Origin of the sequence: Rhizobium sp. C104, assembly GCF_022354505.1 — a bacterium.
Classification (GTDB): Bacteria; Pseudomonadota; Alphaproteobacteria; order Rhizobiales; family Rhizobiaceae; genus Rhizobium; species Rhizobium redzepovicii.
The window spans coordinates 1,218,530-1,243,304 of sequence record NZ_CP092348.1 but is presented as its reverse complement, the minus strand read 5'-3'; the positions used below and the strand labels follow the sequence as shown (position 1 = coordinate 1,243,304).

25 protein-coding genes and 2 pseudogenes are annotated in these 24,775 nt (G+C 62.3%); 21 read left to right on the top strand and 6 right to left on the bottom strand.

The window, feature by feature from the left end; all coding sequences use genetic code 11:
• Positions 1–95 precede the first annotated feature (95 nt).
• The 5 genes from MF410_RS07280 (at position 96) to MF410_RS07260 (ending at position 4,951) form a co-directional block, all read left to right on the top strand.
• Complete coding sequence (locus tag MF410_RS07280; protein ID WP_003586264.1) at positions 96–569, top strand: peroxiredoxin; 474 nt, start codon at positions 96–98, stop codon at positions 567–569.
• Entirely contained in the window at positions 566–1,393 is an 828-nt protein-coding gene (locus MF410_RS07275; RefSeq protein ID WP_097628623.1) for a ferritin-like domain-containing protein, read from the top strand. Before MF410_RS07280 ends, MF410_RS07275 begins: the two co-directional genes overlap by 4 nt.
• Positions 1,394–1,499: 106 nt before the next feature.
• Complete coding sequence (locus MF410_RS07270) at positions 1,500–2,819, top strand: peptidoglycan DD-metalloendopeptidase family protein (protein WP_097628622.1); 1,320 nt, start codon at positions 1,500–1,502, stop codon at positions 2,817–2,819.
• A 157-nt stretch (positions 2,820–2,976) separates the two neighbouring features.
• Positions 2,977–4,494: a DEAD/DEAH box helicase gene (locus MF410_RS07265; RefSeq protein WP_097628621.1), complete on the top strand. Its 1,518-nt coding sequence runs from the start codon at positions 2,977–2,979 to the stop codon at positions 4,492–4,494.
• Positions 4,495–4,501: 7 nt separating this feature from the next.
• Entirely contained in the window at positions 4,502–4,951 is a 450-nt protein-coding gene (locus MF410_RS07260; RefSeq protein ID WP_097628620.1) for an NUDIX domain-containing protein, read from the top strand.
• Here MF410_RS07260 and MF410_RS07255 read toward each other — a convergent pair.
• Positions 4,921–5,241 (bottom strand): TfoX/Sxy family protein, encoded by a 321-nt coding sequence (locus MF410_RS07255; RefSeq protein ID WP_097628619.1) that lies wholly within the window; start codon positions 5,239–5,241, stop codon positions 4,921–4,923. The genes MF410_RS07260 and MF410_RS07255 overlap by 31 nt on opposite strands.
• Before the next feature lie 35 nt (positions 5,242–5,276).
• The gene (locus MF410_RS07250) at positions 5,277–5,771 is read right to left on the bottom strand and encodes a flavin reductase (protein ID WP_097628618.1); all 495 of its coding nucleotides are present in this window, start codon (positions 5,769–5,771) and stop codon (positions 5,277–5,279) included.
• A 183-nt stretch (positions 5,772–5,954) separates the two neighbouring features.
• Here MF410_RS07250 and MF410_RS07245 point away from each other — a divergent pair, with 183 nt between their 5' ends.
• The 5 genes and pseudogenes from MF410_RS07245 (at position 5,955) to purB (ending at position 10,473) form a co-directional block, all read left to right on the top strand.
• Entirely contained in the window at positions 5,955–7,037 is a 1,083-nt protein-coding gene (locus MF410_RS07245) for an ABC transporter substrate-binding protein (RefSeq protein ID WP_097628617.1), read from the top strand.
• Positions 7,038–7,103: 66 nt separating this feature from the next.
• Positions 7,104–7,781 carry a ribulose-phosphate 3-epimerase gene (gene rpe, locus MF410_RS07240; RefSeq protein ID WP_097628616.1) on the top strand — a complete coding sequence of 226 codons (678 nt, stop codon included), beginning with the start codon at positions 7,104–7,106 and terminating at the stop codon, positions 7,779–7,781.
• Entirely contained in the window at positions 7,778–8,494 is a 717-nt protein-coding gene (locus MF410_RS07235) for a DUF2259 domain-containing protein (RefSeq protein ID WP_097628615.1), read from the top strand. The genes rpe and MF410_RS07235 overlap by 4 nt, the downstream gene beginning before the upstream one ends.
• Positions 8,495–8,571: 77 nt before the next feature.
• Positions 8,572–9,057 carry a hypothetical protein gene (locus MF410_RS07230; RefSeq protein WP_097628614.1) on the top strand — a complete coding sequence of 162 codons (486 nt, stop codon included), beginning with the start codon at positions 8,572–8,574 and terminating at the stop codon, positions 9,055–9,057.
• Between the two features lie 110 nt (positions 9,058–9,167).
• A pseudogene (gene purB / locus MF410_RS07225) lies at positions 9,168–10,473 on the top strand (adenylosuccinate lyase).
• 102 nt (positions 10,474–10,575) lie between these two features.
• Here purB and MF410_RS07220 read toward each other — a convergent pair.
• Positions 10,576–11,055, bottom strand: coding sequence for a low affinity iron permease family protein (locus tag MF410_RS07220; protein ID WP_097628612.1), 480 nt, complete (start codon positions 11,053–11,055; stop codon positions 10,576–10,578).
• Positions 11,056–11,173: 118 nt separating this feature from the next.
• Positions 11,174–11,977 (bottom strand): DUF2189 domain-containing protein, encoded by an 804-nt coding sequence (locus tag MF410_RS07215; RefSeq protein WP_097628611.1) that lies wholly within the window; start codon positions 11,975–11,977, stop codon positions 11,174–11,176.
• Between the two features lie 177 nt (positions 11,978–12,154).
• Between MF410_RS07215 and MF410_RS07210 the strand changes: the two genes are divergently transcribed.
• The 7 genes from MF410_RS07210 (at position 12,155) to MF410_RS07180 (ending at position 18,040) form a co-directional block, all read left to right on the top strand.
• On the top strand, positions 12,155–12,709 hold the full coding sequence (locus MF410_RS07210; protein WP_097628610.1) for an alpha/beta hydrolase: 555 nt from the start codon (positions 12,155–12,157) through the stop codon (positions 12,707–12,709).
• 96 nt (positions 12,710–12,805) lie between these two features.
• Positions 12,806–15,091, top strand: coding sequence for an EAL domain-containing protein (locus tag MF410_RS07205; protein ID WP_097628609.1), 2,286 nt, complete (start codon positions 12,806–12,808; stop codon positions 15,089–15,091).
• 229 nt (positions 15,092–15,320) lie between these two features.
• Positions 15,321–16,085: a phosphoribosylaminoimidazolesuccinocarboxamide synthase gene (gene purC, locus MF410_RS07200; protein ID WP_003568927.1), complete on the top strand. Its 765-nt coding sequence runs from the start codon at positions 15,321–15,323 to the stop codon at positions 16,083–16,085.
• Positions 16,086–16,100: 15 nt separating this feature from the next.
• Complete coding sequence (purS, locus tag MF410_RS07195; RefSeq protein ID WP_003568928.1) at positions 16,101–16,343, top strand: phosphoribosylformylglycinamidine synthase subunit PurS; 243 nt, start codon at positions 16,101–16,103, stop codon at positions 16,341–16,343.
• A gap of 44 nt (positions 16,344–16,387) precedes the next feature.
• A complete protein-coding gene (locus MF410_RS07190) occupies positions 16,388–16,942 on the top strand; it encodes an RNA 2'-phosphotransferase (protein WP_097628608.1) in 555 nt (184 codons plus the stop codon).
• Entirely contained in the window at positions 16,939–17,610 is a 672-nt protein-coding gene (purQ, locus tag MF410_RS07185; RefSeq protein WP_003586242.1) for a phosphoribosylformylglycinamidine synthase subunit PurQ, read from the top strand. The genes MF410_RS07190 and purQ overlap by 4 nt, the downstream gene beginning before the upstream one ends.
• A 31-nt stretch (positions 17,611–17,641) precedes the next feature.
• Entirely contained in the window at positions 17,642–18,040 is a 399-nt protein-coding gene (locus MF410_RS07180) for a hypothetical protein (protein ID WP_097628607.1), read from the top strand.
• A 24-nt stretch (positions 18,041–18,064) separates the two neighbouring features.
• Here MF410_RS07180 and MF410_RS07175 read toward each other — a convergent pair whose 3' ends face one another.
• Complete coding sequence (locus tag MF410_RS07175; RefSeq protein WP_097628606.1) at positions 18,065–18,322, bottom strand: DUF1127 domain-containing protein; 258 nt, start codon at positions 18,320–18,322, stop codon at positions 18,065–18,067.
• A gap of 81 nt (positions 18,323–18,403) precedes the next feature.
• Here MF410_RS07175 and MF410_RS07170 point away from each other — a divergent pair, with 81 nt between their 5' ends.
• From MF410_RS07170 to MF410_RS07155, 4 genes and pseudogenes are all read left to right on the top strand, one after another.
• Complete coding sequence (locus tag MF410_RS07170) at positions 18,404–19,822, top strand: PLP-dependent aminotransferase family protein (RefSeq protein ID WP_097628605.1); 1,419 nt, start codon at positions 18,404–18,406, stop codon at positions 19,820–19,822.
• Positions 19,823–19,944: 122 nt separating this feature from the next.
• A pseudogene (locus tag MF410_RS07165) lies at positions 19,945–20,524 on the top strand (acyloxyacyl hydrolase).
• Between the two features lie 169 nt (positions 20,525–20,693).
• Positions 20,694–22,925, top strand: coding sequence for a phosphoribosylformylglycinamidine synthase subunit PurL (purL, locus tag MF410_RS07160; RefSeq protein ID WP_097628603.1), 2,232 nt, complete (start codon positions 20,694–20,696; stop codon positions 22,923–22,925).
• Between the two features lie 19 nt (positions 22,926–22,944).
• Complete coding sequence (locus MF410_RS07155; RefSeq protein WP_004676237.1) at positions 22,945–23,178, top strand: BolA family transcriptional regulator; 234 nt, start codon at positions 22,945–22,947, stop codon at positions 23,176–23,178.
• 393 nt (positions 23,179–23,571) lie between these two features.
• Here the strand turns inward: MF410_RS07155 and MF410_RS07150 are convergent, their stop codons facing one another.
• Positions 23,572–24,774 (bottom strand): hypothetical protein, encoded by a 1,203-nt coding sequence (locus MF410_RS07150; protein WP_097628602.1) that lies wholly within the window; start codon positions 24,772–24,774, stop codon positions 23,572–23,574.
• Position 24,775: the final 1 nt, after the last annotated feature.

Sequence of the window (24,775 nt, the reverse complement as noted above, 5' to 3'; positions counted from 1 at the left end):
AATTGAACCCGGCATGCTGGACGGGTTTCCGTCCACTATATAATTCGGGGAGAGAAAGTGTCATCCACAAACCCGGCAAAAGAAAGGTTTTCCCAATGGCGGTTCCCGGCATCGGCGCCACGGCTCCTGATTTCAACCTTCCCCGCGACGGCGGCGGCCGCATCTCGCTGGCCGAATTCCAGGGTCGGCCGCTCGTCCTGTTCTTCTATCCCAAGGACGATACAACAGGCTGCACCGCCGAGTCATTGGCCTTCACCGCGTTGGCAAGCGAGTTCGAAGCCGCGGGTGCAGCCGTAATCGGCATGTCGCCCGATTCGGCCGCCTGCCATGACAAGTTCGTCAGGAAGCACCGTCTTTCGGTAGCGCTCGCCTCGGACGAGGAGAAGACGACGCTGCAGGCCTACGGTGTCTGGAAGGAAAAGAGCATGTACGGCCGTAACTTCATGGGCGTCGAGCGCACCACCTTCCTGATCCGCCAGGACGGCACGATCGCCACGATCTGGCAGAAGGTGAAGGTGCAGGGCCACGCCGAAACCGTGCTTGAGGCCGTGCGGAATCTGGCTGCGTGACCGGCGACCTCGCGATGACCTCGCTGCGCGGCGGCGCCATCGATGCCATCTGCTCCGCTGATCTCGACCGCAAGACGGCGCTTGCGCAGGAAAGCGCCACCCGCTGGTTCGCCCGCCGGGTGTCGCTGCGCTCGCCGCTCGATGCGGCCATGCCGGAGAGGCCCGGTCGTCCCGACCGGCCGTTGCTGACGCCGCCGACCCAGGTGGAAAAGCGCTCACTGCATACGCTGAAAGGTCGGATCGCTCTGCTCCATGCCATCGCCCATATCGAGCTCAATGCTGTCGATCTGGCGCTAGATATCGTTGCGCGATTCGCCACCGAACAGGTGCCGAATTCCTTTTTCGACGGCTGGATGCAGGTTGCCTTCGAGGAGGCCAAGCATTTTCGCTTGGTGCGCGCCCGTCTCAACGATCTCGGCGCCGATTACGGCGATCTCCCCGCCCATGACGGGCTCTGGCAGGCGGCCCATTCGACGCGCAACGACCTGACGGCAAGGCTCGCCGTCGTGCCGCTGATTCTCGAAGCCCGCGGCCTCGACGTCACGCCGTCGCTGCAGGCGAAAATGCGCCAGACCGGCGACCTCGAAAGTGCCGCGGTTCTCGACGTCATCTACAACGACGAGAAAGGTCATGTCGCGGTCGGCGCCAAATGGTTCCGCTTCCTCTGCGCCCGGGAGAAGCGCGATCCGGCAAAGGCCTTTCGGGATCTGGTGCGCGCCAATTTCCGCGGGCCGCTGAAACCGCCCTTCAACGATCTCGCGCGCGCCGAGGCCGGGCTGACGCCGTCCTTCTACCGCTCGCTGGCATCGATCAGCCATGCCTGAAATCGCTGGTATTTTCTACACGGACAGCGACAAAGAAAGCATTCGTTAACCATAAACGTGTCTAATTTTCCGAAAGAGGCGTAGTGCATCAGTCGGGAGAGCCTGCGTGAACAGCGGACATCAGCACCGGGTATTCGGCAAGCGGGCGCAGGAGCACATCCTGATCCTCGCAAGCGGCGACAAGGTCCGCCACATGACGGTCCGGCCGTGGATGGCCGCTCTCGCCTTCTGCTTCATCGGCGTCTTCTCGATCGGCTATCTGCTGGCCACCTCCTATCTCGTGCTGCGCGACGACCTGATCGGCGCCACCATGGCGCGGCAAGCCCGGATGCAGCATGACTATGAGGACCGCATCGCCGCTCTTCGCGCCCAGGTCGACCGCATCACCTCCCGCCAGCTTCTCGACCAGCAGGTGGTCGAGGACAAGGTCGACAAGTTGATGGAACAGCAGATGGCGCTGACGTCGCGCCACGGCAAGCTCGATAATCTGCTCGACCGGGCCGAAAGCTCCGGCCTGACGGAAAAGTCCGGCGCCCTGCCCGAGCCGTCTTCGCCGATTCAGTCCTTTGCCCCTGAGATCAAGGACAAGCGCGCTTCGCTGACCGGCGGCGGCATCGAGGCGATTGAGAAACAGCTGGCGAGCGGCGCGCCCGCCGATGCGACGCCCGACAATTTGACGCTTGCCTATGTGCCCTCCGCCGAAACGGTCGGCGACCGCGCCGACCGCATCTTCTCCAATGTAACGCTGTCGCTGAAGGGTGTCGAACAGGACCAGCGCAACCGTGTCGAACAGCTGACGAGCGACGCCGGCAACGCCGCCGATGCCATCGGCAACGTGCTGACCCGCTTCAAAATTCCGGTGCCTGAGGAGTCTGCGGGGCGGCAGGGCGACGATGCCGTCGGCGGCCCCTATGTCGAGCCTGAAAGCAACGATGATTTCAACAATTCACTGGCAGCACTCGACGGCGCGCTGACCCGGCTGGAGGCCGTGCGCAGCACCGCCGAATCCCTTCCCTTCCGCAATCCCGCCATCGGCAAGGACGTGACCAGTCCCTTCGGCAATCGCCGCGACCCTTTCCTCGGCCGCCTCGCGCTGCATTCCGGCATCGATTTCCGCTTTTCGCCGGGTGAGAAGATCCGCCCGTCGGCGCCGGGCAAGGTCATCGCGGCCGGCTGGACCGGCGGTTACGGCAACATGGTCGAGGTCGACCACGGCAACGGCATCTCGACACGCTACGGCCATATGTCCCAGGTGCTGGTCAAGGTCGGCGACACGGTCGGCCGCAGTGACGTCATCGGCCTCGCCGGCAGCACCGGCCGCTCGACGGGAACGCATCTGCACTATGAAGTGCGCCAGGACGGGCACGCGGTCGATCCAGTATATTTCATGAATGCGGGCCTTAAACTCGCCACCTATATCAAGTAACAGCCGTCAGGTAACCATGGCTTCACTCTGTATGGGGTGCGGCCTCTCTATTTCTTGACTTGCCGGCCATTCGGGGCTATGTCGCGCTGCATTGCGGCATGCAATCCCGCCAACTCGTTCAGAGCTCGGCCGAACCGGAACGGAAACAGTTTTCCCTTTGACGACATTCGCTGACCTTGGCTTGAGCCAAAAAGTGCTATCCGCTGTTACCGACGCGGGCTACACGATACCCACGCCTATTCAGGCGGGAGCCATTCCGTTTGCGCTCGAGCGTCGCGATATTTGCGGCATCGCGCAGACGGGCACCGGCAAGACGGCATCCTTCGTTCTGCCGATGCTGTCGCTTCTGGAAAAGGGCCGGGCCCGCGCCCGCATGCCCCGCACGCTGATTCTCGAGCCGACGCGCGAACTCGCCGCCCAGGTTGCCGAGAATTTCGAAAAATACGGCAAGAACCACCGTCTCAACGTCGCCCTTCTGATCGGCGGCGTTTCCTTCGAGGACCAGGACCGCAAGCTCGAGCGCGGCGCCGATGTGCTGATCTGCACGCCCGGCCGCCTGCTCGACCATTTCGAGCGCGGCAAGCTGTTGATGAGCGGCGTCGAGATCCTCGTTATCGACGAGGCCGACCGCATGCTTGACATGGGCTTCATCCCCGATATCGAGCGCATCGCCAAGATGATCCCGTTCACCCGCCAGACGCTGTTCTTCTCGGCAACCATGCCGCCGGAGATCCAGAAGCTCGCCGACCGGTTCCTGCAGAATCCGGAACGCATCGAAGTCGCAAAGCCCGCCTCGGCCGCAAAGACCGTGACGCAGCGCTTCGTCGCCTCGCACAGCAAGGACTACGAGAAGCGCGCGGTTCTGCGCGAACTCGTCCGCGCCCAGACGGAACTCAAGAACGCCATCATCTTCTGCAACCGCAAGAAGGATGTTGCCGACCTCTTCCGGTCGCTGGAACGCCACGGCTTCTCCGTCGGCGCGCTACATGGCGACATGGACCAGCGCTCCCGCACGATGACGCTGCAGAGCTTCCGTGACGGCAATCTGCAGCTGCTGGTTGCCTCAGACGTCGCTGCCCGCGGCCTCGACATTCCCGATGTCAGCCACGTCTTCAATTTCGACGTGCCGATCCATTCCGAGGATTACGTCCACCGCATCGGCCGCACCGGCCGTGCCGGCCGCTCAGGCGCCTCCTTCACGCTCGTCACCAAGCGCGACAGCAAATTCGTCGACGCGATCGAAAAGCTGATCGGCGAGAAAGTGGAATGGCTGAGCGGCGATGTGAATTCCCTGCCGCCGGCAGAAGAAAGCGCCGACAGCGAGCGCCCGCGGCGCAACAGCCGCGAACGTGGCGCAAAGGGTGAACGCGGCGACAGGGATCGTGGTCGCGGACGCGGCAATCGCAGCGCCGCAGGTCATAAATCTGATAACGACATACAGGATAATGACGTCCAAGTGATCCAGGCAGCACCAGTAAAGGCCGACATCGTGAAGAACGAGCGCAAAGCAGAGCAGAAGCCGCAAAACAATGCGCGCAACAGCCGGCCTTATCCGGCAAACGACGACAGCCGCGACCGCCGCCGCCATCGCGACCATGATGACGGCCCGACCCCGGTCGGCTTCGGCGACGATATCCCCGCCTTCATGCTGATCGCCGGCAGCGCCAAGGTCTGAACGGCCAATGGGTAAGCCCGGTCTCGATTTTCCGGGCTTCGGCGTTGGCTTGGTCATTCTGCGCGACGCCAAAATTCTTCTTTATAAACGCGTGCGCCCACCGGAAGCCGGCTACTGGAATATCGTCGGCGGCAAGGTCGATCATATGGAGCCGGCCGAGCAAGCCGCGCGCCGCGAGGCCGAGGAAGAAACCGGCCTCAAGATCGGCCGCATCGAGCGGATCGCCGTGACCGAACAGATCATCGATACCGACCGCCAGCACTGGATTTCACTTCTCTATCTCGCCCGCGACGTCGACGGCGAGCCGCAACTGACCGAACCGGACAAGCTTTCCGATTTCGGCTGGTTTCCGCTCACGGATTTGCCGGAACCGCTCTCGGCATTCACCAAGGCGGCGATAGCAGCCCTGCCCTCAGCCGAATCCAGTCAGCGATCGGCCCTCAGCGACGCCTCATAGGCAAGCCGCACCCATTTCGCCATCAAATCGGGATCGTCGTAGGCCTCGTCGGGAATCGACCAGTAGGGCATCTTTACCGGCTTGCCCTTCTTGCCCTCGTAGCTCCATTGCGTGGCGCCGGCGGCGGCAAATTCCGGGGCGCTCGTCTCATCGGCCTTCAGCAGCATCTCGTCGCGCACTTCGAGCGCGATGATGCGCCCGAGATGATAAATGCCCTTGCCGCCGAACATGCGCTTGACCGTGACCGGGCCGAGACCTTGAAACATTTCCTCGATGCCGGCATTGTCCATTCGCTATTCCCTCGAAATCCCGGCCGTGGCGGCCATCACAGCGCGTGATAATCCCGGTTCATATAGATGAGCGCCGGATGCTTTTCGCTGAAGCGCACAGCCGCGACCTCGCCGAAGATGACATTGTGCGTCGGCATTTCCTTGATGTCGGTCACCCGGCAATCGAAGGCAGCCAGCGCATCGGCCAGCACAGGCGCGCCGGTGACCAGCGTCTCGAAACGGGCGCTGGCAAAACGTTCGCTATCGGCAAGCGCCGTCCGTCCGGAAAAGGCGTCGGCAACGCCCTGATGATGAGCGCCGAGCGTGTTCAGAACGAAGATGCCGCTTCGGAAAAAGATTTCGTTCTTCGAATTGTTGTTGTTGAGGCAGATCAGCACCGAGGCTGGATTGTCCGAGACCGAGCAGGCGGCGGTGATGGTGACGCCGCGGCGCAACTCGCCCATCGCCGTCGTCACGAGCTGCACATGGCCGGCATAACGGCTCATGGCGTCTCGATAAAGGCCGGGGTCGATATGCTGCCTGTTCAACACCTGCTTCTCCCGTACGCGCTTTGATCCATGGTTCGACTTGCTATCGCGCCAATATGGCGAGCATCGGTTACCTTTTCTACAATAGGACCAGTGAAAAGCACTGCTTCACGCTTGTTTTTCTTTGACGATCGCAGCCTTGCGGATAAAAGGGCATGGACGATGGCTAGGGGATCTCCGCCTTTCATGATCAACCTGCGTGGCATAGCAGCCTGTCTGGTGCTGCTGGGAGCGGCGGCGCAAGGCCATGCGGCCGGCGTGACGATCGGCGTCGTCGCCCCTCAGAACGGCGCGCTCGCCTTGCTTGGCGCCCAGATTGCCACTGGGGCCGGTTTCGGGATCCAGCAATCCGGAAACACCCTCGTCGCCATCAATGAGACCTGCGAGGACAATAGCGGCGCTACGGTTGCCGATGCGCTGGTCGCTGCCAAGGTGCAGGTCGCGGTCGGCTTTCTCTGCAGCGAGACGCTGGAAGGCGCGCTGCCGAAGCTGAAAGACGCGGGCATTCCCGCCATGACCATCTCGGCGCGCTCCCGCATCCTGATGGAGGATGCGCTGAAGAACGGCTGGCCGCTCTTTCGTCTGGCGCCCGCCGACGGCGCCGAAGCGGCAAAGATCAATGAAGTGATCCTGAAGGACTGGGCCGCCGATCCGATCGCCCTGATCGAAGACGGCACCATCCATGGCCGCGAACTGACCGAAGCGGTGCGCAACGCACTGGAACAGAACGGCCTGAAGCCGATCTTTACAGATACTTACCGGCCGGGACAGGAGCAGCAGATTGCCCTCGTCCGCCGTCTGAAGCGCGCCGGCGCCACCCGGGTTTTCATCGGCGGCGACCGCAACGATGTCGCCGTCATCGCGCGCGACGCCAAGGCAGAAAATATTCCGCTCTCCATCCTCGGCGGCGATGCCATGCGCGCCGCCGACCAACCGCTGCCGCTTGACCCCGGCGTGCGCGCCGTCGCCCTGCCGGAATATGCCGTTCTGCCGGAAGGCGCGGCGACAGCCGAGGCTCTCAGCGCCAAGGGCATCGAGCCGGAAGGCTATGTCCTGCCGTCGCTCGCGGCAGCGCTGATCGCCGGCCAGGCGGCGGAAGCTGCGGCCGCCGCGGGCAAGCCGCTGCAGGAGACGCTCCTCGGCACGACATTCCAGACGCCGGTCGGCGCCATCGCTTTCACTGCCGCGCACGAACTTGCCCAAAACCCCTACCGCCTGCTCGAATGGCGGGGCAATGGCTTTTTTCCACCTCGCGCGCCGACGCAATAAGCGGCGGCCGCCAGTCTTGAAATCGGGCACCGCGCTCAAATGGCGGCCCACAGGGAGTAAAACTTGATGACGCTGCCCATTCGCATTGCCCCCTCGATCCTCGCGGCGGATTTCGCCAGGCTCGGCGAGGAGGTGCGCAACGTCACGGCCGCGGGCGCCGACTGGATCCATCTCGACGTGATGGACGGGCATTTCGTGCCGAACATCTCCTTCGGTCCGGATGTCATCAAGTCGCTACGCTCCTATACCTCGGCGACCTTCGACTGCCACCTGATGATCTCGCCGGTCGACGACTATCTCGAGGCCTTTGCCAAGGCCGGCTGCGACCGCATCACCGTCCATGCCGAAGCCGGGCCGCATCTGCATCGCTCGCTGCAGACCATCCGCAATCTCGGCAAGAAGGTCGGCGTGACGCTCAATCCGGCAACCCCGCTCAGCGCCATCGAGAACGTGCTCGACGATGTCGACCTCATCCTCATCATGTCGGTCAATCCCGGCTTCGGCGGCCAGAAGTTCATTCCGGCGATGGGAGCCAAGATCGCGGCGGCGAAGTCGCTGATCGGTGACAGGCCGATCGAACTCGAGGTCGACGGCGGCGTCACGGTGGAAACGGCGCCGGCAATCGCCCGCGCCGGCGGCAACGTCCTCGTCGCCGGCTCGGCGATTTTCAAGGGCGCGACGGTCGAGGATTATCGCCGGACCATCGCCGATCTGCGTCAGGCAGCCGAAGGGGCACGATCATGATGAAGCGTCTACTCATCGGCGGCATGCTTGCCGCCGCATTGCCCGGCCTGTCACTGGCCGGCGACATCGCCAATATCCAGCCGATCGGCTTTTCCGCCGATGGCAAGGTGTTCGGATTTCAGGAATTCGGCATCAAGGAGGAAGGCGGCGCTCCTTACTCCAACACCTATTTCATCGATACTGAAAACGGCCAGTATCTCGAGGGCACCCCCTTCCGCACCGAGATGACCGAGAAGGACGCCAATCTTTCCAAGGCGCGGCGGCAGAACCTGACGGCAGCGCGCAGCCAGATGGACAAATACGATCTGCTCACCAATCCGGGCCTCATCGCCGCCTTCAATCCGCCAACTGAGCTCGGTTCTCCCGCAAAGACCATCCGCTACACCACGCTCGCGACCGATGGCCCGCCGAAATCGCCCTATACGCTGTCGCTCGGTGAGATGCCGGTGCCGACGCCGAAGGATTGCGCAGCAGTCGACAAGCGGGTCCTTGGTTTCAGCCTGCAGATGATCGAAAAACAAGGCGCTCCGAACCGCCAGGCGGCACGGCAGGCGACGGCGATTCCGGCCGAGCGCGCCTGTTCTGTGGAATACCGGATCGGCGGCGCGGTGGTCTATCAGCCGGAAGCCGGAGACCAGGTTCACATCGCCTTGATCCTGGCCTTCGACGCCGACAGGAACGGACGCTGGATCGCCGTTCCGGTTCATCCCTGAACCCGGATCGCCCAGGGATGGATGGCCCGAGCCCGGATCGCCCCAGCACGGATCGCTCTAAGACAGATCGCCCGAAAATGGATCGTCTGAGAGCCGCGCGGCCGCCCTACCCCGATCTGATTGCCGGCGCATTGTTCTGGGGCGCGCAGATGCTCGCTTCCGCCATGCTCGGCCTTTACCTGCGCAACGGCCTGCAGACGAGCCGGCTTGCCGAAGTCGCCGCGCTGTATTTCGCCGGCGGACTGTTCGCGTGGCCCCTTGCCCTGCCGGTTGCCCGCTTCTTTGCCTATGACAGGCCGCCGGAAGCGCGTTTTGCCGCCTTTTTCGTGACGCTGACGGCAGCGACGATCGCCATGACCGCCTTCCTCTTCGCCATGGAATACCGGCTCTTCTATTCGCGCTGGCACGCGCCTTTCGGCAGCGTCGTCTGGGCTTTTCAGTTCGTCTTCACCAGCATCAGCGCCGTCTACCAGTTCCTGGTCATCGGCCTGCGGCTCTTCCTGCCGCTCGGTCTCGTCTGCCTTGTCGTCAGCAGCTATCATCTTGCCAAACGCATGCGTTGAGATTGCCGCCCGTCTTTGCTACAGGGGCGTTGAAGCAATTCAGGCAAGACTGCACAGCGGTTTTGCGCAAAGAAAATCGAAGTAAACCTCTTGAAGTGAAGGCAGCCGCCATGATCCCGCGTTATTCCCGGCCCGAAATGGTCGCCATCTGGTCTCCCGAAACCAAGTTCCGCATCTGGTTCGAGATCGAGGCGCATGCCTGCGACGCGCTGGCCGAGCTCGGCGTCATCCCTAAATCGGCGGCAAAGACGATCTGGGAAAAGGGCGGTGCGGCCACCTTCGACGTCGCCCGCATCGACGAGATCGAGGCCGTCACCAAGCATGACGTCATCGCCTTCCTGACCCACCTTGCCGAAATCGTCGGCCCGGATGCTCGCTTCGTCCACCAGGGCATGACCTCGTCAGACGTGCTCGACACCTGCTTCAACGTCCAGCTGGTGCGCGCCACCGACATCCTGATCGCCGATATCGAGCGCCTGCTCGCAGCGCTGAAAACCCGCGCCTTCGAACATAAGGACACCGTCACCATCGGCCGTTCGCACGGCATCCACGCCGAGCCCACCACCTTCGGCGTCAAGCTGGCGCTCGCCTATGCCGAATTCGAGCGTTGCCGCCAGCGTCTCGTCGCCGCCCGCGAGGAAGTCGCGACCTGCGCCATCTCGGGCGCCGTCGGCACCTTCGCCAATATCGACCCGCGCGTCGAGGAACATGTCGCCGAGGCGCTCGGCCTGAAAGCCGAGCCGGTCTCGACCCAGGTCATCCCGCGCGACCGCCACGCCATGTACTTCGCCACCCTCGGCGTCGTCGCCTCGTCGATCGAGCGCCTGGCGACCGAGATCCGCCACCTGCAGCGCACCGAGGTTCTGGAAGCCGAGGAATATTCTCCCCGGCCAGAAGGGCTCCTCGGCCATGCCCCACAAGCGCAACCCGGTGCTGACTGAAAACCTCACCGGCCTCGCCCGCATGGTCCGCTCCTACGCCCTGCCGGCCATGGAAAACGTCGCACTCTGGCACGAGCGCGATATCTCCCACTCCTCGGTCGAACGCATGATCGGCCCCGACGCCACCGTGACTCTCGACTTCGCCCTCTCGCGTCTCGCCGGCGTCATCGAAAAGCTGCTGGTCTACCCTGAGAACATGGAGAAGAACCTCAACAAATTCCGCGGCCTCGTCCACTCCCAGCGCGTGCTGTTGGCGCTGACCCAAGCCGGCACCTCCCGCGAAGACGCCTACCGCCTTGTGCAGCGCAATGCCATGAAGGTTTGGGAACAGGGCAAGGATTTTCTGGAGGAGCTGCTGGCGGATGCGGAGGTCCGTGCTGCGCTTTCTGAAGAAGATATTCGCGAGAAGTTCGACCTTGGCTACCACACGAAGCATGTGGACACGATTTTCCGGCGGGTGTTTGGCGAAGCGTGAGTTCTCCAAATCGACAATATTGCGGCGCCTTTACGGCGCCGTTTTTATGTTTGATTATATTCTGTTATCGCAGTTGTCGCGCCTGCGCTCGCCAATATTTCTCTATCTCCTTTCAAGCGGCCGTTGTTTTTGCTTCGGCGCTTTGCCAGCCATAGCGCGCTTCCTCGTCTCCGTCTTTTTCGGCGCAACAGCTTCCGCGGCCTCCGTCGTCCTGCAAGCCTCCGTCTCGCCCCTGCCCTTGGCAGCCTTGGCGACCAGCTGGTCGAGGTGTTTCAGTTCCTCCTCGTCGAGATTTTCGATGCCGATGAAGCGGTTCTCGGCATGGCTCGTCAGGATCATTTCATTGAGCTTGGCCTGGATTGCCCGCGTGTCGCGCGTTTGGGCGTTCTGCAACACGAAGACCATCAGGAAGGTGATAATCGTCGTGCCGGTGTTGATGACCAGCTGCCAGGTTTCCGAATAATCGAAGAAGGGGCCGAGTGCCGCCCAGATGATGACGGCGGTCAGCGCCAGGATGAAGATGACGGGTTTGCCCGCCCATTCCGATATCTTGGTTGCGAAGCGGGCGAACAGATGCTTCATCGAAATCCTCCCACAAGCATGTGCTGAATAACGCGGCGAGAGGTCCCGAGGTTCCGGGAATCGGCGAAGCTTTAACCTCCGGGGATCGCGAGAGTTCGCGATCCCCGGAAACCTTCGATTACGCGGGCTCCCGCGCAATCAGTTTGCGATAAAGATGCCAGGTCGCATGGCCGAGGATGGGAATGACAAGCGCAAGCCCGGCAAAGACCGGGATCGTGCCGATGACGAGCAGTGCAGCGACGATCAGGCCCCACAGCAGCACCGGCACCGGATTGGCGATCGTCGCGCGGATCGAGGCGACGACGGCGGCTACCGCGCCGACATCGCGGTCGAGCAGCAGCGGAAAGGTGATGACGGTCGTCGCCAGCACGACGAGCGCGAAGACGAAGCCGATCAGGTTGCCCCAGATGATCAGCTGCATGCCCTCGGGCGTGCCGAAGACCTGGCGGAAGAAATCCGCCATGCTGCGCGGAAACACTTCGCCGAGCAGATTGCTGTAGAGCGTCTGCGCCGTCACCAGCCAGACGACAAAAATGCCGCAAAGCATCAGCCCGACTGCGACGATCGAGGGCAGCGCCGGCGAATGGCGTACCTCGAGCGCATGCGTCCAGGAGCTATCGAGGCCGGCTTCGCGCCGGCGGCTGATCTCGTAGAGGCCGATCGCCGCGATCGGGCCGATCAGCACGAAACCTGCCATTAGCGGAAAGACCATCGGCAAAAGGTTGGCACCCGACGTCCATAACGTCAGGAAGACGCCGGCAATCGGGTACATCAGGCACAGGAACACGTAGTGGGACGGTTTCTCCATGAAATCGTCGTAACCGCGCTTCAGCGCGTCGAAGACGTCGGCGATACCGATGCGATTGACAACGGGCCGTGCGAAGCTTTCGCTAGAACCCGTCATGACATGAAATGCCGCCATGGCTTTCTCCTCCTCAGCCGAGACCTTGTCGGCTGCGGACACGCAATCGGCGGGAACGCCGACACGAAATCCGCAACCGGCACTGGAGCAATATAGCAAACCAAATCGCCCGTGTCGCTCTCTCCCTTCACATCCCCTCTTGACATCTCGGGCGCGCCTTCTCACATCGGCGGCACTATGAAAGCCTCAGACGCAGATATCCTCATTATCCCCGGCTACACCAATTCCGGCCCGAGCCACTGGCAGAGCCGCTGGGAGGCAAAGCTCAGTACGGCGCGGCGCGTCGAACAGGCCGAATGGACAAAGCCAGTCCGCGAGGACTGGATCGCCCGGATTGCCGAGGAAGTGAACGCCTCGACCCGCCCGGTTATCCTCGTCGCCCATTCGCTCGGCGTGACCTCGGCAATCCACGCCATCCCGCATTTCCGCAAGCCGGTGGCCGGCGCCTTCTTCGTCGCCCCGCCCGATGTCGCCAATCCCGATATCCGCCCGAAGCACCTGATGACCTTCGGCCCCTACCCGCGCGATCCGCTGCCCTTCCCATCGATCACGGTGGCGAGCCGCAACGATCCGTTCGGCAGCTACGAACATGCCGACGATATCGCCAGCAGCTGGGGCTCCTTCCTCGTCGATGCCGGCGAGGCAGGACATATCAATGCCGATTCCGGCCACGGCCCCTGGCCCGAGGGCACAATGGTCTTCGCTCAGTTCCTCAGCCGGCTCTCCGCCTGATAGAGGAAACCGGCCCTTCTCGATAATTCAGAAAGTGCTTTCTAAGTCTTTCTTAATGGAATGACAGCAAACTGCACCGAGATGAAATAAGCGAGAATGCCCGTGAAGAAAGCCCATCCAGAGGCCGATGATTCCACGGCGGCTGAGGCAGGCGTCGGCAGCGTGGCGGATGACGATTCCGACCTGGCGGAACGGGAGAGCCGGTGGAACCATGCGCTCGTCGGCTCCGGCCTCGGCGTCTGGGATCACAACTATCGTCTCGACCGGAAATATTATTCGCAGACGTGGAAGACCATGCGCGGCATGGCGCCCGACGAGGAGGCCGCCGGCGACTACGATGCCTGGCTGGCCCTCGTCCATCCCGATGATCGCGATTTTGTCGTCCATGCCATCGACCGGCAAAATGCCGGCGATCCGGATTTCCAGATCTTCGAATATCGCGAGCGCCACAGGGACGGCCACTGGATGTGGATCGACTGCCGCGGCGCCTGCGTGGAATGGGACGAGAGCGGCGTGCCGACGCGCATCGTCGGCACGGATACGGATATTACCGCCCGCAAGGAGGCCGAAGATACGCTGTCGCGCCTGTCGCGCCGGCTCGACCTGGCGCTGGAGATTTCCCGCATCGGCGTCTTCGAGGCGGATATCGAGAATGACACCGTCGAATGGGACGAGCGTCTCATCGCCATTTACGGGCTGAAGGGCGCCTCGCGGCCAATCGCCAGCGACATCTGGGCAAAAAGCCTGCATCCCGACGATCGCGAGCGCGTGCTCGGCTTGTCCGATCGCAGCGTCGAAAGCGGCAGTGATTTTCAGCAGGAATACCGCATCATCCGCGGCGACGGCGCCGAGCGCGTCATCCGTGCCCGCTCGGCCTTCTTCGTCGACGGCAACGGCCACCGCAAGCTGATCGGCGCCAATTGGGACGTCACCGAGGAGGTCGCGCTCCGCAACGAGCTGCAGCGCGCCAAGGATCAGGCCGAGGCGCATAACCGCGAACTCGAAGCCGCCAAGGAGAGCATCGAGCGCCTGGCGCTGCACGATTATCTCACCAGCCTGCCGAACCGCCGCTATCTCGACAAGATGCTGGACGAGCGCTCGGCTGAATGCCGGGCCAAGGGCTTGGGCCTTGCGATCCTGCATATCGATCTCGACCGCTTCAAGCAGATCAACGATACGCTCGGCCACCGGGCCGGCGACGCCATGCTGCAGCATGCAGCAAGCGTGCTCAGAAACTCCGTCCGCGCCGCCGATTTCGTGGCCCGCATCGGCGGCGACGAATTCGTCATCCTCTGCACCGTCGATCCCGCCTCGAAGAAGATCGCCAGCCTTGCCGAACGGATCATTCGTGAATTGCGCAAACCGGTCAGATATGAGGGGCACGACTGTCGTTTCGGGGCCAGCATCGGCATTGCCGTCGACAGCGGCCCGACACTCGACGCCAAACAGATGCTGCTCGATGCCGATATCGCGCTCTATCGCGCCAAGGGCCTGGGCCGCAACCGTTTCGAATTTTTCTCCGCATCCGACCGCCGCGACGTCATCTCGGCCAAGCACCTTGCCGACGAGATCCTGATCGGCCTCGAGCGCAACGAATTCGTGCCCTTCTATCAGCTGCAGTTCGATGCCCGCACCCTTGATGTCGTCGGCGTCGAAACACTTGCCCGCTGGCAGCACCCGGTGCACGGGCTGCTGGCACCAGACCGTTTCCTCGATATCGCCGAGGATCTCGACGTCGTCTCGACCATCGACGCTCTGATCCTGGAGCGCGCCATCGCCGATCGCCGCGCCTGGATCAAGGACGGGCTGTCCGTTCCGAAGATATCAGTCAACGTTTCCGCCCGGCGGCTTGCCGATCCCGATCTCGGCAAGAAGCTCCGCGCCCTGAAGATTGCGCCCGGCACCTTCGCCTTCGAATTGCTGGAATCGATCTCGCTCGACGATTGCGATGAGGCGGTCGCCGCCAACCTGAAAAAGCTGCGCAAACTCGGCATCGACATTCAGATCGACGATTTCGGCACCGGCCATGCATCGATCGTCAGCCTGCTGCGCCTGAGCCCGAAGACGCTGAAGATCGACCGCGAGCTGATCCGGCTGCTGCCGCAATCGGCTGAGCAGCGCAAACTCGTCGGCTCGATCATCGATATCGGCCGCTCGCTGAACATCCTTGTCATTGCCGAGGGTGTCGAGACGTCAGATCATATCCGCATTCTCGAAGAACTCGACTGCGACACGCTGCAGGGCTACGCGCTCGCCCGGCCGATGCCGGCGATGCAGATCCCCTCCTTCATCCGCGCCGGCAGCTGGCGCCACGGGCAGGTCGCCGCGCGCGCCTTGCAGACGCAGCTTCGCCGCGAGCTTCGAAGCAGATCCGCCAAATAAAGACCTGCACAAGCAGCCCGCCATTTCGTCGTCATTTCACCGTATCGGAAAAGGCGCTAGACTCGTCTTGCGAATTCATTCGATTCTCTTGGCGGTATTCCGTAAAATCTGGAAACCGGGGAAGGAAGGATAGGCGGATTGTGAAACTCACTCTTTTCCTTTAAGGGGACGCCACGAGATCGATCCACTCGCGCTATCCCAAGAGCGCCAACAACAGAGAATGACCACGATGAACCGTCGCCGCCGTATCTACGAGGGCAAGGCAAAGATTCTGTATGAGGGCCCGGAACCGGGCACTTTGATCCAGTTCTTCAAGGACGATGCCACTGCCTTCAACAAGAAGAAACACGAAGTCATCGATGGCAAGGGCGTCCTCAACAACCGCATTTCCGAATATATCTTCAGCCATCTGAACAAGATCGGCATCCCCACGCATTTCATCCGCCGGCTCAACATGCGCGAGCAGCTGATCAAGGAAGTGGAGATGATCCCGCTGGAGATCGTCGTGCGCAATGTCGCCGCCGGGTCGCTCGCCAAGCGTCTCGGGATCGACGAAGGCGTGGTACTGCCGCGCTCGATCATCGAATTCTACTACAAATCCGACGCGCTCGACGATCCGATGGTCTCCGAAGAGCACATCACTGCCTTCGGCTGGGCCAATCCCGCCGAGCTCGACGACATCATGGCGCTTGCCATCCGCGTCAACGACTTCATGACCGGCCTCTTCCTCGGCGTCGGCATCCAGCTCGTCGACTTCAAGATCGAATGCGGCCGCCTATTCGAAGGCGATCTGATGCGCATCATCCTCGCCGACGAAATCTCACCGGACAGCTGCCGGCTCTGGGATATCGAGACCCACGAGAAGATGGACAAGGATCGTTTCCGCCGCGATCTCGGCGGGCTGCTCGAAGCCTATTCCGAAGTTGCGCGCCGTCTCGGCATCATCAATGAAAACGAGCCTGTGCGTGGCACCGGCCCGGTTCTGGTCAAGTAAGGCAGGAAAGACAAAGTGATCAAGGCTCGTGTCACCGTCACGCTGAAAAACGGCGTTCTCGATCCGCAGGGCAAGGCTATCGAAGGCGCGCTCGGCGCCCTCGGCTTCTCGGGCGTCGGCCACATCAGACAGGGCAAGGTCTTCGACCTGGAACTGGAAAGCACCGACAAGGCCAAGGCCGAAGCCGACCTAAAAGCCATGTGCGAGAAGCTCCTCGCCAACACGGTCATCGAGAACTACGCGATCGCGATCGACTGACGATCACCGACCCGTCGTCCGGCGGACCTTGAGGATTTGGCGTCATGACGCAGGCAAAGCTGGAGACAGACGTCTCGAAATATATGAGCTATGTTTTGCGTCATGCGCCTGAGGCCGCAGGTTTGACGCTCGATGCCGAGGGCTGGGTATCGTTGGATGAACTCGAAAAGGCGGTGACGTCGAAATACGACGTTTCCCGCGCCGATATTATCGCCGTCGTCGAAAACAATCCGAAGAAGCGCTTCACCCTTGCCGACAATAGAATTCGCGCCAATCAGGGTCATAGCGTCGACGTCGATCTCGCATTGACCCCGGTGGAACCGCCAGCGGTTCTCTATCACGGCACGTCTTCCGCCAACTGGCATTCGATCGAGCGCGAAGGCTTGAAAAAGATGCAGCGTCATCACGTTCATCTGTCGGCGGACATCGAAACCGCAAAAATCGTCGCAACGCGCCGCAAGGGTGAATATCTCATCCTGCGTGTCGATGCGGCTCGCATGTTTTCAGAGGGTCATTCTTTCTTTGTCTCCGACAATGGAGTATGGCTCGCCGAAAGCGTTCCAAATCAATATCTTTCGCCAGACGCGGGGACCCCATGAAATCAGCCGTCGTTCAACTTCCGGGCCTCAACCGCGACCGAGATATGATCGCCGCCCTGACGAAAATTTCCGGCAAGCCGCCGGTGACGATCTGGCAGACGGAAACCGAGATCCCCGATGTCGACCTGATAGTCATCCCCGGCGGTTTCTCCTATGGCGATTACCTGCGCTGCGGCGCGATCGCCGCCCGTATGCCGGTCATGCAGGCGATCATCGACAAAGCCGAAAAAGGCGTGAAGGTACTCGGCGTCTGCAACGGCTTCCAGATCCTCGTCGAGGCCGGCCTGCTGCCCGGCGCGCTGATGCGCAATGCCTCGCTGAAATTCGTCTGCCGCGAAATCAAGCTCGAAGTCGTCAATGCCGAGACGGATTTCACCCGCGCCTACGCGCAGGGCCAGATCATCCGCAGCCCGGTCGCCCATCACGACGGCAATTATTTCGCCGATGAAGCGACGCTGGCGGCAATCGAAGGCAATGGCCAGGTGGTGTTCCGCTATGCCGAGGGCACCAACCCGAACGGCTCGGTCAACGACATCGCCGCCGTCATGAACGAAAAGGGCAACGTGCTCGGCATGATGCCGCATCCCGAAAACCTGATCGAAGCCGCCCATGGCGGCTCGGATGGCCGCGGCCTGTTCGCCTCGGCGCTCGATGTCATTGCCGCCTGAAATCCTCTCATCCGGATCTGGAGCAAGATCGATGCGCCCTCGCCTTTCCGTCGCAAATGCCGCCCTGCTTGCCGCTCTCGCAGCCATGGTCGCGGCCTGCCAGTCGACGCCGGCGCCAACGGGTCCGAACCGCGCCGCGCTGCCGACGATGGAGCGCGTGGCGCTCGGCGCCAATGCCTGCTGGTTCAAGTCGGGCGATCCGGCTTTTGCCGCCTATAAGCTTGCGCCGGAGCTCAATTCCTTCTCCGGCCGCCCGCGCATCCTTCTCGTCCACAAGGGCAGCCCGGAAAGCCGACCGCTGCTCGTCGTGCAGGCCGAGGGAAGCCCGTCGCATGTCCAGGCCTTCGGTCCGATGATGTCGGAGCCGGTCGCCGGCCGCATCGCCGCCGACGTCAATCGCTGGTCCGGCGGCAGCAAGGCCTGCAGCTGATCGCGGCAATCGCTTTCCGCACCGTCAGTCCCAGAAGAACGACTTGCCGACTTCGCGCGCAGCATCGGACTGCGACACCCCGATATCCTTGAGCTCGCTCGCCGTCAGGTTTCTGAGTGCCCGACGGCCTTCCCGCTTCTGATGCCAGAGAAGCACCGCCGCCCAGACCCGACCCAAGCGCGTCGTCGCCTCGGCAGGTGCGTCGGGAACGACGATTTGTCTCCTATCCTCGTAAGAGACAATAGGTACAATCGGCATTTTGATCTCAGGCAAGGCAGACATTCCAGGAATCCTCTCGGTTATCCGTTGGAATTGACTCTTAATCTTGACAGAGACAATGTGACAATATAGGCAATTGTCACCATGACAAATTGGCTTCCTGATCTTTCCCGCGGCTCCGGGCCGGTCTATCTCCGGCTCGCCGACAGCATTGAATCCGCTATTTCGAGCGGGGCCCTGCCCGCCGGCAGCAAATTGCCGCCGCAGCGCAATCTCGCTTACGATATCGGGGTGACAATCGGCACGATCGGCCGCGCCTATGCGCTGGTGCATGAGCGTGGCCTGGTCGCCGGCGAAGTCGGGCGCGGCACCTATGTGCTGAACCGCTCGGAGACCCCGCCCGGCGAACAAGCCGACCCGTTGACGGTTTCGCTCGGCAGCACCCGCCTCCGCGATGCGCCGGCAGACAAGATCCGTTTCGACACCACCGCCGCTCCCGATCTTGGCCAGGGCAAGATCATAGCGGGCATCCTTTCCGAGATCGGCGAGGAGCATCTTGCCGAAATCTCCTCCTATTCCCGGAGTTTTCCGGGCAACTGGTTCGAGGCGGGCCGCCGCTGGCTTGCCCGCAGCGGCTGGACGCCGGAAGCCGAAAACATCGTGCCGACACTCGGCGCCCACGCGGCCGCGGTCGCCGTCATCGCCGCCGTCTCGGCGCCGGGCGACAAGATCGTCTTCGAGGACCTCACCTACACGCAGGTCAGCCGCAGCGCCCGCCTGCTCGGCCGCCGCACGCTGACGGTCGATTCGGATGAAGACGGCGTGATCCCGGAGGATTTCGAGCGGCTCTGCCAGCAGCAGCATCCGAAGCTCGCCTTCCTCATGCCGACCATCCACAATCCCACCGTGACGATCATGCCCTATGAACGGCGCGCGGCAATTGCTGCAATCGCCAGGAAGCACGGCGTCTGGCTGATCGAGGACGATCTCTACGGTGGCATGGCCGACGATGACACACCGCTCATCGCCTCGCTTGCGCCCGATCGCACCTTCCTCGTCAGCGGCCTGTCGAAATCCGTCGCCGCCGGCGTGCGCGGCGGCTGGGTCGCCTGCCCGCCGCATTTTGCCCAGCGCATCAGGGTGACGCACAGGATGATCACAGGTGGCCTGCCCTTCATCCTGGCGGAAACCTGCGCACGTCTCGTCGAAAGCGGCACGGCGCACGAAATCCGCAAGCAGAGCGTCGAAGAACTCTCCCGGCGCGTCGGGCTCGCCCGCGAGCAACTGCAGGGCTTCGATTTCCAATCGCACCCGCACGCGCCCTTCCTCTGGCTGAAACTGCCGGAGCCGTGGATGTCCGGCACGTTCAAGAATGCCGCTTACCGCGATGGCGTGCTGGTCGATGACGAGGATGAGTTCAAGGCGGCGCGCGGCGAGAAAATCTATCACCGCGTTCGCATCGGCTTCTCGTCGCCCAAGTCGCAACAGGAACTGGTCTCCGGCCTGATGATCCTGCGCCGGCTGCTGGAAAACGGCGGCTCCGCCTATGATGGTGAAATATGATGTGTTGCAAATACACGTCATAAATTAGAAAAACCGCCGGGGCCTATTCGCGGTGCTTTACCGACCGAACCTCCATGCTACCTCTTTGTTATTCCCGCCTGACGCGAATCAAAGGACAGCAAATGAGGGTCGACTTCGGAAGAATCGCGTTGCGTTTTTTGAATAAGGCATCAGTGGCAGCGGTAGCCGGCACCTTGGCGGCAGGCTCGGCGAATGCCGGCGAGCAGATATTCGACGAACTGCGTTTCGGGCTCTCGACCTCGGTGCAATCTGGCCATTCCAGGGAAGACGGCGTCTTTACCGAGATCACCGCTCTTTTCGATCCTTTCGGCTACGAGTTCTTCAGTCGGCTGGCAGCAGCAGTTGTTGCACCCCCGTGTTCATCTCGGCACCTCGATCGGCACATCGGGCGAGGCCAGCCAATTCTTCACAGGCTTCACTTGGACGGTCAATTTCAACGAGAAGCTCTTTGCCGAAGCCGGCTTCGGCGGCGTCATCCACACCGGCGATCTCGAGGGCGATGATGACGGCCCGGAACTGGGCTGCCGCGTCCTCTTTCACGAATATGCAGGCGCCGGCTACCGTTTCACCCCGCATTGGAACGTGATGGCTCAGATTGCCCACTCCTCGCATGCCAATCTCTGCGACGGCCCGAACGACGGCATGACACGCGCCGGACTGCAGGTCGGCTACAAGTTCTGACCGATTGCCGCTTTGTGAAAACAGTCTGCCCGCCCTGTGAACTGACCGCCGAAGTTGGGTGTCCAACTTTGGGAGTCAGTTCACTGTGTTGACAGCGGGCTTTTTTCTGTCGCGCGCCGCCGCTACATACGCTAAAGACAGCGCAAAACGCGCCAGGGACTTTCCGCTCATGACCATTCCAAACACCATCCCGATCACGCCGGAACTCATTGCGGGCCATGGCCTGAAGCCGGACGAGTATCAGCGCATTCTGGATCTGATCGGCCGCGAACCGACCTTCACCGAGCTCGGCATCTTCTCGGCCATGTGGAACGAGCACTGCTCCTATAAATCCTCGAAGAAATGGCTGCGCACGCTGCCGACCAAAGGGCCGCGCGTCATCCAGGGCCCGGGCGAAAATGCCGGCGTCGTCGATATCGATGACGGCGATTGCGTCGTCTTCAAGATGGAGAGCCACAACCACCCCTCCTATATCGAGCCATACCAGGGGGCTGCAACCGGCGTCGGCGGCATCCTGCGCGATGTCTTCACCATGGGCGCGCGCCCGGTCGCCGCGATGAACGCCTTGCGCTTCGGCGACCCGGATCATCCGAAGACCCGCCACCTCGTTTCCGGTGTCGTCTCCGGCGTCGGCGGCTACGGCAATTCCTTTGGAGTGCCGACGGTCGGCGGCGAGGTCGAGTTCGATGCCCGCTATAACGGCAATATCCTTGTCAACGCCTTTGCAGCCGGCATCGCCAAATCCAACGCCATCTTCCTGTCCGAAGCCAAGGGCGTCGGCCTTCCGGTCGTCTATCTCGGCGCCAAGACCGGCCGCGACGGCGTCGGGGGCGCGACGATGGCCTCGGCCGAATTCGACGAATCGATCGAAGAAAAGCGCCCGACCGTGCAGGTCGGCGACCCCTTCACCGAAAAGTGCCTGCTCGAAGCCTGCCTCGAGCTGATGCAGACCGGCGCCGTCATCGCCATCCAGGATATGGGTGCGGCCGGGCTCACCTGCTCGGCCGTCGAAATGGGCGCCAAGGGCGATCTCGGCATCTTGCTCGAACTCGACAAGGTGCCGGTGCGTGAAGAGCGCATGACCGCCTATGAGATGATGCTGTCGGAAAGCCAGGAGCGTATGCTCATGGTGCTGCAGCCGGAGAAGGAACAGGAAGCCAAGGCGATCTTCGTGAAATGGGGCCTCGATTTCGCTGTCGTCGGAAAGACGACCGATGATCTGCGCTTCCGCGTCATGCATCAGGGCGAGGAAGTCGCCAACCTGCCGATCAAGGATCTCGGCGACCAGGCGCCGGAATATGATCGTCCCTGGCGCGAATCCGGCAAGCAGGCTCCGTTGCCCGCAAATCTCATCGCAGCCCCTCAGGATTACGGCCAGGCGCTGCTGCAACTCGTCGGCTCCGCCAACCAGTCGAGCCGCCGCTGGGTCTATGAGCAATATGACACGCTGATCCAGGGCAATTCGCTGCAGCTTCCGGGCGGCGATGCCGGCGTTGTGCGGGTCGACGGCCATCCGAGCAAGGCGCTCGCCTTCTCCTCCGACGTGACGCCGCGTTATGTCGAAGCCGATCCTTTCGAGGGCGGCAAGCAGGCGGTCGCCGAATGCTGGCGCAACATCACCGCAACCGGCGCCGAGCCGCTTGCCGCCACCGACAATCTGAATTTCGGCAATCCCGAAAAGCCCGAGATCATGGGCCAGTTCGTCCAGGCGGTGAAGGGTATCGGCGAGGCCTGCCGGGCGCTCGATTTCCCGATCGTCTCAGGCAACGTCTCGCTCTACAACGAGACCAACGGCGTCGCCATCCTGCCGACCCCGACGATTGCAGGCGTCGGCTTGCTGCCGGATTGGCGCAAGATGGCCCGTATCGGCGCCGCCAACGACGGCGACAAGGTGATCATGATCGGCGTCGACGGCAGCCATCTCGGCCAGTCGGTCTATCTGCGCGATGTGCTCGACAGTCGCGAAGGTCCCGCCCCCGAAGTGGATCTGTTTGCCGAACGCCGCAACGGCGATTTCGTCCGTTCCGTCATCCGCAACGGCCAGGCGACCGCCTGCCACGATATTTCCTCGGGCGGCCTTGCGGTCGCGCTCGCCGAAATGGTCATGGCATCGGACAAGGGTCTGGCGATCGATCTCGGCGAAGGCAAGGGTGCGCCGCATGCGCTGCTCTTCGGTGAGGATCAGGCGCGCTACGTGCTGACGATCCCGGCCGATGTCGCCGATTTCGTCTGCGCCAATGCCGAAGGTGCGGGCGTTCCGTTCCGCCGCCTCGGAACGGTCGGAGGGACGGCTCTTACCGTCGGCGATCTCATCTCGCTGCCGATTCAGCAATTGCGCGAAGCCCATGAATCGTGGTTCCCTGATTTCATGGAAGGCCGCGGCGAACTGGCCGCGGAATGATGCGCAAGGAGTAACGATCATGGCCATGAAACCCGGCGATATCGAAGACATGATCAAGGCTGGGATTCCCGGTGCAAAGGTGACGATCCGCGATCTGGCGGGCGACGGCGATCACTACGCCGCCGAAGTCGTCGCCGAAGCCTTCCGCGGCAAGAGCCGCGTGCAGCAACACCAGATGGTCTACGAGGCGCTGAAGGGCAATATGGGCGGCGTCCTGCACGCGCTGGCGCTGCAGACCTCGGCGCCGGATTGACCGGCTGCCGTTGGTCGGTTGAAAGTTTGCGATGAACCGGCCCGGCAGGAAGACTTACTTTCTGCCGGGCTTTTTCGCCGACGCGCGGTGATTCCAACTCACCAAAGCGTGTGGACTTAATGGCGCGCCCTGTCTCAACTTCCCTCATTCCTGTGCTCGTCACAGGAATCCAGCAACCGCGCGTCGGCGCTGTGAATGACTCACCTGTTTCGAAGGAAAGAGTTTTCCGCGCCTAAGGACTTGGGCGCACTCGATTCCTGTGACGAGCACAGGAATGAGGAGTGCAGGGCAGCGGGCCTACCCTAAGTCGAGCACTTCACGTGAGAACTGCTCTTACCTTCTGAAAAGGTTCGACGTGTCTCCCAGCATCTCGCTACCCTGATACCACAGCCCTCAGCCTGGCATCCTCTCAGCGTCTGGGCTGGCAAACACCAAGGCGGGCATCGGACCCGACGTCATCAGCGTAAAATCGAAGGGCGCCTTGAGATCGGGGCCCAGCACATATTGGCGGTGGACGCGCAGCTGGTCCTTGCGGATCCTGCGGTAGCGCTCGCGCGTCAGCATCTGCTTGACGCGAATCTGGATCATCTTTGCCGAAGGTGCATCCGCATGGCCGGCAACGGCGACGACCGGCACCTTGTAGAAATTGATCGAATCCGTCAGGCACTGCACGTCGAGCCAGGAAATCTCCGGACAGCGGGCGATCAAGCCGACGCGGGCGCGAAGCAGCGTCGCCGTCGACAGCAGCGCACATTGCAGGATGGCGCTGCCGAGGGTGGCGAACACCACGCGCTTGCCCTTGAAGATCTCCGGCTCCCTTTCCAGCAATATACCGATGACATGGGCGGCAACGCTCGATCCCATGCTGTGCGAGGAGATCACATATTCCTCCGCCTCCTCAGCCAGCGCCTTGCGCACGGCAGCGGCCCGATCTTCCAGCCAGCGGTTGAAATCGGCCCGGTCCATGCGGCCGAGCGCAACCGCCATTTTCCAATCGGCAAAAAGATGCAGCGTGTGAAAGCGTTCGGAAAACGGCAGGAAGGCGAAGATGAAGAAGCAGAGCGCGAGCGGCCCGCTCCAGAGCATGTGCCAGGGCGAAAAGCCGAGACTATAGGGCATGATGGCGATCTGCGCCGTTAACGCGATCGCCAGCGCCGTCAGCAGGAACGGAAAGAGGAAGAACAGTCCGAAGCGCCAGGCGTGGCGGAAATATCCGCGCATGCCGCCGTCCAGCACGATCTGGGCGCAACTGCGGAACCCCACGATGATCTGGCTCAGCGTATTACCGCTGCGCAGCCGGCCTACCAGCACGTCGTGATCGACCATGTGGATCCGGCTCTTCGTCTGCCACCCAGGGGAATCGGTCCCTGCCTCAGGCGCCGCGCCGCCGGCTGCCTCAGGTGCCGCGTCGCCACCGCCCGTCGTGACCTCGAAACAGAGCGGATCGTTTCCCGCCGACGCACCCACGTCGATCGAATAGCCCCAGACGGCAGCGCTCTGTTTGGCAGAACGCTCGTAGCGCGCCCTGTGGGCGGCGCCATCGAGCGGCTCGAAGCCGGGGAAATGCACGACGACCCGCGTCTCGATGAGTTTCATT

Bases quoted from the DNA above. Each gene is read 5' to 3' on its own strand.
- MF410_RS07280 (WP_003586264.1), top strand. From the start codon at position 96: ATGGCGGTTCCCGGCATCGGCGCCACGGCTCCTGATTTCAACCTTCCC.
- MF410_RS07260 (WP_097628620.1), top strand. From the start codon at position 4,502: ATGGGTAAGCCCGGTCTCGATTTTCCGGGCTTCGGCGTTGGCTTGGTC.
- MF410_RS07255 (WP_097628619.1), bottom strand. From the start codon at position 5,241: ATGGACAATGCCGGCATCGAGGAAATGTTTCAAGGTCTCGGCCCGGTC.
- MF410_RS07245 (WP_097628617.1), top strand. From the start codon at position 5,955: ATGATCAACCTGCGTGGCATAGCAGCCTGTCTGGTGCTGCTGGGAGCG.
- rpe (WP_097628616.1), top strand. From the start codon at position 7,104: ATGACGCTGCCCATTCGCATTGCCCCCTCGATCCTCGCGGCGGATTTC.
- MF410_RS07235 (WP_097628615.1), top strand. From the start codon at position 7,778: ATGATGAAGCGTCTACTCATCGGCGGCATGCTTGCCGCCGCATTGCCC.
- MF410_RS07230 (WP_097628614.1), top strand. From the start codon at position 8,572: ATGGATCGTCTGAGAGCCGCGCGGCCGCCCTACCCCGATCTGATTGCC.
- MF410_RS07220 (WP_097628612.1), bottom strand. From the start codon at position 11,055: ATGAAGCATCTGTTCGCCCGCTTCGCAACCAAGATATCGGAATGGGCG.
- MF410_RS07215 (WP_097628611.1), bottom strand. From the start codon at position 11,977: ATGGCGGCATTTCATGTCATGACGGGTTCTAGCGAAAGCTTCGCACGG.
- MF410_RS07210 (WP_097628610.1), top strand. From the start codon at position 12,155: ATGAAAGCCTCAGACGCAGATATCCTCATTATCCCCGGCTACACCAAT.
- MF410_RS07205 (WP_097628609.1), top strand. From the start codon at position 12,806: ATGCCCGTGAAGAAAGCCCATCCAGAGGCCGATGATTCCACGGCGGCT.
- purC (WP_003568927.1), top strand. From the start codon at position 15,321: ATGAACCGTCGCCGCCGTATCTACGAGGGCAAGGCAAAGATTCTGTAT.
- MF410_RS07190 (WP_097628608.1), top strand. From the start codon at position 16,388: ATGACGCAGGCAAAGCTGGAGACAGACGTCTCGAAATATATGAGCTAT.
- purQ (WP_003586242.1), top strand. From the start codon at position 16,939: ATGAAATCAGCCGTCGTTCAACTTCCGGGCCTCAACCGCGACCGAGAT.
- MF410_RS07180 (WP_097628607.1), top strand. From the start codon at position 17,642: ATGCGCCCTCGCCTTTCCGTCGCAAATGCCGCCCTGCTTGCCGCTCTC.
- MF410_RS07175 (WP_097628606.1), bottom strand. From the start codon at position 18,322: ATGTCTGCCTTGCCTGAGATCAAAATGCCGATTGTACCTATTGTCTCT.
- MF410_RS07170 (WP_097628605.1), top strand. From the start codon at position 18,404: ATGACAAATTGGCTTCCTGATCTTTCCCGCGGCTCCGGGCCGGTCTAT.
- purL (WP_097628603.1), top strand. From the start codon at position 20,694: ATGACCATTCCAAACACCATCCCGATCACGCCGGAACTCATTGCGGGC.
- MF410_RS07155 (WP_004676237.1), top strand. From the start codon at position 22,945: ATGGCCATGAAACCCGGCGATATCGAAGACATGATCAAGGCTGGGATT.
- MF410_RS07150 (WP_097628602.1), bottom strand. From the start codon at position 24,774: ATGAAACTCATCGAGACGCGGGTCGTCGTGCATTTCCCCGGCTTCGAG.